Here is a 6,955-nt window from a genome sequence, read left to right as displayed (position 1 = left end):
CGTCGTGGCCGCTCGCGCAGTTCCCCGCGCCCCTGATGGGGCTGGGGTTTGTGGTCGGGTGCTGCGGCGTAGTGGCTGGTCGCGGAGTTCTCCGCGCCCCTGGCGGGGCTGGGGGAGCCGCGGGCTCACCCGGCGGACCCCGGTGGAGCCAACTCGTCCCGCATCGCCCGCCGCAGGCGCAACGTGCCGACCAGCCGCTGAAACGCCTCCGCCCAGTACCCCCCGGCCCCGGGCGCCGCCCCCTCCGGCTCGTCGACCGCCGCGGTCAGCCCCTCCAGCCGCACCGCCTCCTCGGGATCGAGACACCGCTCCGCCAGCCCCATCACCCCGCTGAAGCTCCACGGATAACTCCCCGCGTCCCGCGCGATGTTCAGCGCATCGACGACGGCCCGCCCCAACCCCGGCGCCCACGGAGTTCCACACACCCCGAGCAGCTGGAACGCCTCCGACAACCCGTGCGCCGCGATGAACGCCGCCACCCACGCCGCCCGTTCCTCCCCGGGCAACGCCGCCAGCAGCTTGGCCCGCTCCGCGAGCGACACCGCGCCGGGACCGGCCGCCCCCGGCGCCGTCGGCTGCCCGAGCAGCGCCCGCGACCAGGCGGTGTCCCGCTGCCGCACCGCCGCACGGCACCACGCGCCGTGCAACTCTCCCTGCCAACCGTCGGCGACCTCCAGCGCCACGATCTCCTCCGGGGGCCGCCCGCCGAACCGTGCCGCCCACCGGTCGAGGGGCGCGGCCTCGACCAACTGCCCGAACCACCACGACCGTTCACCCCGCCCGGCCGGCGGCCGCGGCACGACGCCGTCGCGCTCCATCGCCGGATCGCACTCGTGCGGCGCCTCCACGACGACGACCCCGGCCGCCCGGTCCAGGGCGACACAGGACAGCGCCCGGTCAGCCATCCGCGCGGCCAGCGCCGACCGCGGCAACGCCGACAGCAGCTCGGCCGCGGTCGCGCGCACATTTCTGCTGCGGTCGGCGAGCGCCTGCTCCAGGAACTCCTCGTCCGTGTCACCGAGCCGGGCGCGGAGTGAGTCGAGAAACATCAGCCGGTCCTCGGCCCGCTCGGCGCGCCAGCTCCCCGCGAGCAACTCCCGCGCGGCCGCGGGATCGTGCGCGCGCACGGTGGCCAGCAGGGCGACCCGCTCGGCGAACAGCCCCTCCGCCCACAACCGCCCGACCCCCTCGGCGTCGTCCGGCGAGGGCAGCGAGGCCCCTGCGCCCGGGGTGGCCCGGAGCGCGAACTTCCAGTCCCCGTTGAGCCGCGCCAGCCACAACGCGCGCGGCCCCGCGAACGCCAGCACCTGCGGACGCAGATCGGTCCGGCCGCGCGCCGCGTCGAGCAGCGCCGGAAGCAGCTCGGGCGGAGGAGCGTATCCGTGGGCCTGAGCCAGCGTGAGCCACTGCGGCAGCAGTTCGAGCAGGTCGGGCGCGGAACCGCGGCGCGCACCCCCGGTGCCAGGACGGTCCGTCAGCAACAGCGCGAGCCGGTGCCGCGCCGCGGCGGGCAGCGCGGGACGAGGGTCGTCGGCGGCAGGGTCGGGCAGGGCCGCCGCGGCCACGGGACGCAGCCCCGCGCGACGGCGCACCGTCTCCACGGCCGCCGCATCGAGCAACGCGGTCGGTGTCGTGGACGAACGGCGCTCGGTCCCGAGCAGAGCGGCAGTGACGAGCTCGTCCCAGGACGGGCCGGCACTCGGCGACGCGATCATGACGTGAGCCTTCCTGAAGCAGCCGGGTGATCAGTGACGGGAAATGAGCAAGGGACAACGGGTGACGGGTGGTTGCAGGTCCGGGCCGGGATCCGGGGCCGCTGTGCGCGGATCCGGGGTGCGCAGATCCGGGTGGGGCAGGAGGCAGCAGCTGGGGCAGGAGGCTGCTGCCGGTCGCGGCGACGGCAGGTGGGGGGCGCCGCAGCCGATGCGCTCACGTCAGCGGCACCAGATCCGCCCCCGCCGGCCCCCGCGCCCACGCTGAAAGGGGCCGGAACCCGGCGTGCCCGCACGCGCCGAACACCGTCACCGGGCCGCCGCCGGACAGGGACACCAGCCGCCACAGCCCCGGGGACGCCGTGGCGGTCGGGGTCAGGGGCAGCGCGGACTTGCCGTCGGCCGCGGCCAGTTGCCACCCGCCCTCCGGGGTCCGCGCCGGTATGACGTCCGCGAGCGTCACCGGCCAGGACTCCAGCCACGGGTCGCCCCGCAGCTCCGTGCCGTAGCGGGCCAGTGCCTCCCCGACATCCGTGCCGGACGGTCTGGTGCCGCCCGCTTCCGGCGCCCCGAACTGCTCACCCAACTCCCCGCGCAGCGAACCCGGACGGACCGCGACAGCCGCGTCCAGCGCCAGGCCGGGCGCGAGGGCGAGCGCGGGTGCTCGCCCTGCCGCCCCGTAAGAGAGGAGAAGAACGGTGCGGTCCGACTCCGCGCCGTGCAGCCAGGCGCGGCGCGTGGTCAGATGGCCGTCCGTCGTGTCGTACTGGCAGAGGACCAGCCAGCGGTCGCGCAGCGCAGGTCCGGCCGGCTGTGCCGGCAGGCCGACCCGGGTCCGCACCGTGGCCGCCAGCTCCACCGGCAGATCGGCGTGGTGCAGCCAGCCCCGGTCGAGGAGATGGAGCAGTGCGCACTCCTCGAGGAGCCGGGCCGGCCAGCCCGGGCCCGACGCCGGTATCGTCCCCAACTCCCGCACCCGCGAGGCCAGTCCGGGAGCCTGCGCGTCCACCATGCGGGCCGCTGTCTCCTCCCACATCCCGTATCCCGCCTGCTCCGCCTGGGCCAGCCCGCCCCGCAGCAGGTCGGTCAGCCGCTGCTCCAGCTCAGTCGCCCCCGCCGTGATCCGCTGCGTGCGCCGCTCCGCCCTGCGCCGCGCCGCCTCCGGATCGGCCGGGGCCGAGGGTGCGTCCTGCGGGGCGGTCCGCTGCCGCTCCGCCCGCTCCCGCCGTCCGGTGAGCCACTCCTGCGCCCAGTCCGGGGCCTCGGCCCCGGCCGGCACCTGCGCCGCCCCGCCGGCCCAGAGCAGCAGCAGCCCCACCGCGTGCTTGCACGGGAACTTGCGGCTGGGGCAACTGCACTTGTACGCGGTGCCCTGCGCCCCGCCCGTGTCCACCACCGTCCGGTACGGCGTGCTGCCGCTTCCCCTGCACTGCCCCCACACCGCCCCCTCGTCCGAACTCCCCGTCCCCGACCACGGACCCGCCGTCCCGAGCTTGCTTCCCGCCTTGCGCGACGCGGCGTCAGGCGCCAGTGCCAGCACCTGATCCGTCGTCCAGCGCACCCCCTGCTGAGTCATGTCTCCGACCGTAGGACCCGCCACTGACAATTCCGCCCGCACCGGCTCCGACCTGCACGGACCGCGGCGACGAGGTCGATTGTCAGTGGCGTGGTGCACGGTGGAACCCATCGCACGACGGGGGCGGTCAACTCCTCTGCGTGCGGCGACGACTGGGCTGATCTGGAGGGGGAGAGCCATGTCCGTTTCCGTCGAGGGACCGACCGTGGGACAGACCGAGGGGCCGACAACGGGACCGGCTGCGGGGCAGGGCCCGGCCGGGCAGGTGGGACAGGCGCTGCGGCCGCACGCCGAGCATGCCTTCGCCCACGAACTCGCGGCGCTCGCCGCGCAGGACGACCGGCAGCGCCCGGCCCGGTGGCGGCTGTCGCCGTGGGCCGTCGCGACCTATCTGCTGGGCGGCACCCTGCCCGACGGCACCGTGATCACGCCCAAGTACGTGGGGCCCCGGCGCATCGTCGAGGTCGCGGTGACGACACTGGCGACGGACCGGGCGCTGCTGCTCCTCGGCGTCCCGGGCACCGCCAAGACCTGGGTCTCCGAGCATCTCGCGGCCGCGGTCAGCGGCGACTCCACCCTGCTCGTGCAGGGCACGGCCGGCACCCCGGAGGAGGCCGTCCGGTACGGATGGAACTACGCGCAGCTGCTCGCGCACGGCCCCAGCCGGGACGCCCTCGTGCCGAGCCCCGTCATGCGGGCGATGGCCGAGGGCATGACGGCACGCGTCGAGGAGCTGACCCGTATCCCGGCCGACGTGCAGGACACGCTCATCACGATCCTGTCCGAGAAGACCCTGCCGATACCGGAGCTGGGCCAGGAGGTGCAGGCGGTCCGCGGGTTCAACCTCATCGCGACGGCCAACGACCGCGACCGCGGGGTCAACGAGCTGTCGAGCGCCCTGCGCCGCCGGTTCAACACGGTGGTGCTGCCCCTGCCCGCCACGGTCGAGGCGGAGGTCGACATCGTCGCGCGCCGGGTCGAGCAGGTCGGCCGTTCGCTCGACCTGCCGACGGCACCGGACGGGATCGACGAGATCCGGCGCGTGGTCACCGTCTTCCGCGAGCTGCGCGACGGAGTGACCGCCGACGGCCGGACGAAGATCAAGTCGCCCAGCGGCACGCTCTCCACGGCCGAGGCCATCTCCGTCGTCACCAGCGGCCTGGCCCTCAGCGCCCACTTCGGCGACGGGGTGCTGCGCCCGTCGGACACCGCCGCCGGCATCCTCGGCGCCGTCGTCCGCGACCCGGCGGCGGACCGGGTGGTCTGGCAGGAGTACCTGGAGGCCGTCGTGCGCGAGAGGGATGGCTGGAAGGACTTCTACCGTGCCTGCCGCGAGGTGAGCGCATGACGTCCCCCGGGCAGCCTCTGCTCCTGGGCGTCCGGCATCACGGGCCCGGCTCCGCCCGCGCCGTGGGGCACGCGCTGGACGCCGCCGCGCCCGGCATCGTACTGATCGAAGGTCCCCCGGAGGCGGACGCCCTGGTGCCGCTCGCCGCCGACCCCGCCATGCGGCCCCCGGTGGCGCTGCTCGCGCACGTCGTGGACGAGCCGGGGAGGTCGGCGTTCTGGCCCTTCGCCGAGTTCTCGCCGGAGTGGGTCGCGCTGCGCTGGGCCCTCGCCCACGACGTGCCCGTCCGTTTCATCGACCTGCCCGCCGCCCACACCCTCGCCCTGCGGGAGGCGGAGGCATCGGCGCAGGAGGCTCCTCAGGAGGTCCGGGAGCCGTCCGTGCGGACCGATCCGCTGGGCGTGCTCGCCGAGGCCGCCGGGTACGACGACGCCGAGCGCTGGTGGGAGGACGTCGTCGAGCACCGGCGGGGCGGCGCCTTCGCCGCCCTGGGCGAGGCGATGGAGGCCCTGCGCCCGCAGGACGGGGACGGCGGGGACGGCGGGAACCACGGGGACGACAGGGACGGCGCGGACGGCGGGGTGGACCCGCGCGACCTCGTGCGCGAGGCGTACATGCGGCTCCAGATCCGGTCCGCCGCCAAGGAGTTCGGGCCGGGTGAGGTCGCCGTCGTCTGCGGAGCCTGGCACGTGCCCGCGCTGCGCCGGCGGACCACGGTCACGGCCGACCGCGCCCTGCTCAAGGGGCTTCCGAAGGCCAGGACCGACCTGACCTGGGTGCCCTGGACCCACCGCAGGCTGGCCCGCGCCAGTGGATACGGCGCGGGCATCGAGTCGCCCGGCTGGTACGGCCATCTGTTCAGCGCCCCCGACCGGCCGGTGGAGCGATGGCTGACCAAGGTCGCCGTGCTGCTCAGGGAGGAGGACCGGATCGTCTCCTCCGCGCATGTCATCGAGGCGGTCCGGCTCGCCGAGACCCTCGCAGTGCTGCGCGGCCGCCCCCTGGCCGGGCTCACGGAGACGCTCGACGCGGCGCGCGCCGTGCTGTGCGAGGGCTCCGACGTGCCGCTCTCCCTCATCCACGACCGGCTCGTCGTCGGGGACGTGCTCGGCGAGGTACCGGAGTCCGCGCCCGCCGTGCCGCTCCAGCGCGACCTCGCCCGGCAGCAGCGCAGCCTGCGGCTCAAGCCGGCCGCCCTCGACAAGGACCTCGACCTCGACCTGCGCGGCGACACGGACGCCGCGCGGAGCCGGCTGCTGCACCGCCTGCGGCTGCTCGGTGTCGACTGGGGCGTCCCGGCGCGGTCCGCGCGCGGCACCACCGGCACCTTCCGCGAGAGCTGGCGGCTGCGCTGGGAGCCGGAGCTCGCGGTGCGGGTCGCGGAGGCCGGGGTGTGGGGGACGACGGTGCTCGGCGCGGCGACCGCGAAGGCCGGGACCGACGCGGTGTCCGCGACCGCCCTCGCCGACGTCACCGCGCTCGCCGAGCACTGCCTGCTCGCCGGTCTGTCCGAGGCGCTGCCGGTCGTGATGCGGGTGCTCGCCGACCGGGCCGCGCTCGACACGGACGTCGGCCATCTCGCCCAGGCGCTGCCCGCCCTGGTCCGCGCCCTGCGCTACGGGGACGTGCGCGGGACGGACACCACCTCCCTGACCGGGGTCGCGGGCGGGCTCGCCGAGCGGGTCTTCGTCGGCCTCCCGCCCGCCTGCACGGGGCTCGACGCGGACGCGGCGGCCGGGATGCGCGACCACGTCGACGCCGTGCACGCCGCCGTCGGACTCCTGGAGGACGCCGGGATGCGGGCCCGGTGGCGGTCCGTCCTGCGCGGGCTCGCGGGGCGCGCCGGGGTCGCCGGTGTGATCCGGGGCCGGTGCACGCGGATCCTGCTCGACGAGGGGGAGTTCGGGGAGGGGGACGCGGCCCGCCTGATGAGCCTCGCCCTGTCGCCGGGGACGCCGCCGGGGGAGGCGGCGGCGTGGATCGAGGGGTTCGTCGGGGGCGGTTCCGGGGGCGGGCTCCTGCTCGTGCACGACGAGCGGCTGCTCGGCCTGGTCGACGCGTGGCTGTCGGGGGTCGGGGAGGAGGCGTTCGTGGACGTACTGCCGTTGCTGCGCCGGACGTTCTCCGTGTTCGAGCCCGGGGTGCGCAGATCTCTGGGGGAGCTCGTCCGGCGCGGGCCGGGGGGCTCCGCGGGGGAGGCGGGTCCGGCGAGGGCCGGTTCCGTGTTCGGCGGCGAGATCGACCCGGAGCGGGCGGAGGCGGTGGTGCCGGTGGTCCGGATGCTGCTCGGTGCCGGTGCCGGTGCCGGTGCCGGTGCCG

The 6,955-nt window shown here is 76.0% G+C and carries 4 protein-coding genes; 2 read left to right on the top strand and 2 right to left on the bottom strand.

Features of this window, described 5'->3' with window-relative positions; all coding sequences use genetic code 11:
- Positions 1–125 precede the first annotated feature (125 nt).
- Positions 126–1,715, bottom strand: a complete 1,590-nt coding sequence (locus GTW43_RS01170; protein WP_161299652.1) for a DUF5691 domain-containing protein — start codon at positions 1,713–1,715, stop codon at positions 126–128.
- 214 nt (positions 1,716–1,929) lie between these two features.
- Positions 1,930–3,288 (bottom strand): SWIM zinc finger family protein, encoded by a 1,359-nt coding sequence (locus GTW43_RS01165; RefSeq protein ID WP_161299651.1) that lies wholly within the window; start codon positions 3,286–3,288, stop codon positions 1,930–1,932.
- Between the two features lie 178 nt (positions 3,289–3,466).
- Between GTW43_RS01165 and GTW43_RS01160 the strand changes: the two genes are divergently transcribed.
- On the top strand, positions 3,467–4,636 hold the full coding sequence (locus GTW43_RS01160; protein WP_202500904.1) for an AAA family ATPase: 1,170 nt from the start codon (positions 3,467–3,469) through the stop codon (positions 4,634–4,636).
- The coding region (locus GTW43_RS01155; RefSeq protein WP_161299650.1) for a DUF5682 family protein at positions 4,633–6,955 on the top strand (2,323 nt) is incomplete at its 3' end. The genes GTW43_RS01160 and GTW43_RS01155, both read left to right, overlap by 4 nt.

This window comes from Streptomyces sp. SID5785, from assembly GCF_009870065.1.
Taxonomy (GTDB): domain Bacteria; phylum Actinomycetota; class Actinomycetes; order Streptomycetales; family Streptomycetaceae; genus Streptomyces.
Note: the sequence above shows the minus strand (reverse complement) of the source record. Positions and strands in the feature narration are given on the sequence as shown.

Coding starts and splice junctions, on each gene's coding strand:
- GTW43_RS01170 (WP_161299652.1), bottom strand. CDS start 1,715: ATGATCGCGTCGCCGAGTGCCGGCCCGTCCTGGGACGAGCTCGTCACT.
- GTW43_RS01165 (WP_161299651.1), bottom strand. CDS start 3,288: ATGACTCAGCAGGGGGTGCGCTGGACGACGGATCAGGTGCTGGCACTG.
- GTW43_RS01160 (WP_202500904.1), top strand. CDS start 3,467: ATGTCCGTTTCCGTCGAGGGACCGACCGTGGGACAGACCGAGGGGCCG.